A 2,452-nucleotide genomic window follows, 5' to 3' on the forward strand; every position below is an offset into this window, starting at 1 on the left:
TTATATCATTTGGCGCGGGAAAAGCAGGGGATGACGTTGCGTCCGCCTTATCGCCAACCTCACCATTCCGCTTCTGCTATTTCATTGATTGGTGGGGGTACTAAAAATCGCTACCTGTGCATCATACAATTCAGACACTAGTCTGACAATTCACGAGCATACAAAATGTATAGTTATCTGTCGTACAAACGATTGGTTGGCTTTTTTGCATGGTAATGCCTTAGCAAGACGCTGACCAGTAAAGTCGAAATAGAAACGACAAAACGAGCTGCAGATAGTCAATTGAAGGATATATTGTCTGGGTGTTTGAATGGTAAATTAAAAATCGCTACCTGTGCACCACACAATTCAGACACTAGTCTGACAATTCAAGAGCATGCAAAATGAAAAGTCAACTAATCGTGTAAAAAAAATCGCTACCTGTGCATTATACAATTCAGACACTAACCTGACAATTCGCGATCATACAAAATGTGATTATTGCATATGAATTGAGCCACCCCTGCGGAGTTTTGAGCCACCCAGTGCGGACGATTGAGCCAGTGAATGCGGACGTTAGAGCCACCCTACTAATTAAATTACCTTCTGTATAATTGAAATCGCATGCATACAAGCATGACAATTTTATTATACAGGAGGTTTTTTTATGGTTAATTGTCGTAAAATCCTCGAACTGTATTTTGACGGAATCAGTCAGCGCACCATTAGTTCTAGCACTGGTCATTCCCGAAATACGGTTTCCGAGGTCGTTCGGCGTGCCAAGAAACATGGCTTAGAAAGTTTGAACGACACGACGACCAACCGATGGTTGGAGGAGCTTCTCTTTCCTGAGAAGCAGGTAAGTGAAAAGGGATACTTCCCTATCGAGTGGGAGAAGGTCCATAAAGAGTTGCAAAAAAAGAATGTCACTCTGGCCTTATTGCATTATGAGTATGCGGCAGGGGCACGTGAAGGTGGAAAAATACCTTATGCGTATAGAACGTTCTGCGAACAGTATGGGAAATACGCAAGAAAGTATAAATTGACCATGCCTATTCGCCGAAAGCCTGGTGAAATCATGGAAGTAGATTGGGCAGGCTCGACCCTGCATGTAACCGACCGATTTACCGGGGAACGCATTCCTGCTTATATCTTTATCGCGACCTTACCTTACAGTCAATTCAGCTACGTAGAGGCATTTCTGGATATGAAATCGCCCAATTGGCTGTCTGCTCATATTCGAGCGTATGAATATTTTGATGGGGTGCCGGAAACTTTGGTACCTGACAATCTAAAAACAGGAGTGATTAAAGCTCAACGAATAGAGCCACTCCTTAATGAAGCCTATCGCGAACTGGCAGATTACTATCGGACAATCATTGTGCCCAGTCGAGTTCGAAAACCAAAAGACAAGGCCAGTGTGGAAGGAACAGTTGGATTCATCTCACGCCAAATTATTGCGTCTTTACGAAACTATCAATGTTTTCACTTGGAAGATCTTAATAAACGAATCCATGAAAAACTAGAAGAAATCAACGAAATCGATTTTCAAAAGCGTCCTGGATCACGCAAAAAGATATTTGAGGAAGAGGAGAAATCTCACCTTCAACCACTTCCTCCAAACCGTTACAAACTAGCAGAATGGAAAACAGCAAAGGTTCAACTGAACTACCACATCCAAGTTGATCGCATGTATTATTCCGTTCCGTATGAGTACGTCCGTGAACAGGTCGATGTTCGGTTATCCGCGGATCTACTTGAAGTGTACTTTAAGGAAGTACGAATTGCATCTCACAAACGGTTATGTGGTGAAGTGGGACAGTTTTCGACAAACACAGACCATATGCCAGATAATCACCGAGCATACCTAGAGCATACACCGGAAAACAATCAGAAATGGGCAGAGTCCATCGGACCTTTTATGGAACGGTTGGTCGCTTATATTTTAAAGCATAATCCAGAAAAGAAAGCACTCACTATTCTCAGCTCGTTACGGAATGTTTCCACCAAGCATACAAAGGAAGAGCTAGAAGCGGCAATCCAAACATTACTGGAGATCTCCACTAATCCGACCATACCTGTGTTAAAAGGGATTTTGGATAGGCGAAATAAAAGCAAGCCAAAAGACAATAACCCAATTAATCGACATGAAAACCACGGCTTTACCCGTGGAGCTAAATACTTTGGAGGGGAAAACAAATGATGAACCAAGAAACATTACGTAAATTAACTGAGATGAAAATGATAGCCATGGTAGAGCTATATCAACAACAGAGCCAGAACAAAGATTATCAAGCAATGGATTTTGATGATCGTTTCAACCTTCTGGTTGACTATGAATACGATCGTCGAAAATCTAACCGATTGGAAAGATTGATTAAACAGGCAACTTTTGAAAATCCAACAGCAGCCATTGAAGACATTGAATACCATCCAGATCGCCGACTAGATAAGAGTCTCATCTTAGAATTAG

General features: G+C 41.9%; 3 protein-coding genes. All 3 read left to right on the top strand.

Translation table 11 applies throughout. The features are described from left to right. Nucleotides 1-9: 9 nt before the first annotated feature. Nucleotides 10-141: an ATP-binding protein gene (locus CSV80_RS17145; RefSeq protein ID WP_255407671.1), complete on the top strand. Its 132-nt coding sequence runs from the start codon at nt 10-12 to the stop codon at nt 139-141. A gap of 505 nt (nt 142-646) precedes the next feature. Then, nucleotides 647-2,182 (top strand): IS21 family transposase, encoded by a 1,536-nt coding sequence (istA, locus tag CSV80_RS17150; protein WP_099671839.1) that lies wholly within the window; start codon nt 647-649, stop codon nt 2,180-2,182. Next, a partial coding sequence (locus CSV80_RS17155) for an ATP-binding protein (protein ID WP_199084011.1) occupies nt 2,179-2,452 on the top strand: 274 nt, incomplete at its 3' end. The genes istA and CSV80_RS17155, both read left to right, overlap by 4 nt.

This window comes from Sporosarcina sp. P12(2017), from assembly GCF_002743035.1.
GTDB classification, from domain to species: Bacteria; Bacillota; Bacilli; order Bacillales_A; family Planococcaceae; genus Sporosarcina; species Sporosarcina ureae.

Excerpts from the sequence above, each read along its gene's own strand:
- istA (WP_099671839.1), top strand. The coding sequence starts at position 647 with ATGGTTAATTGTCGTAAAATCCTCGAACTGTATTTTGACGGAATCAGT.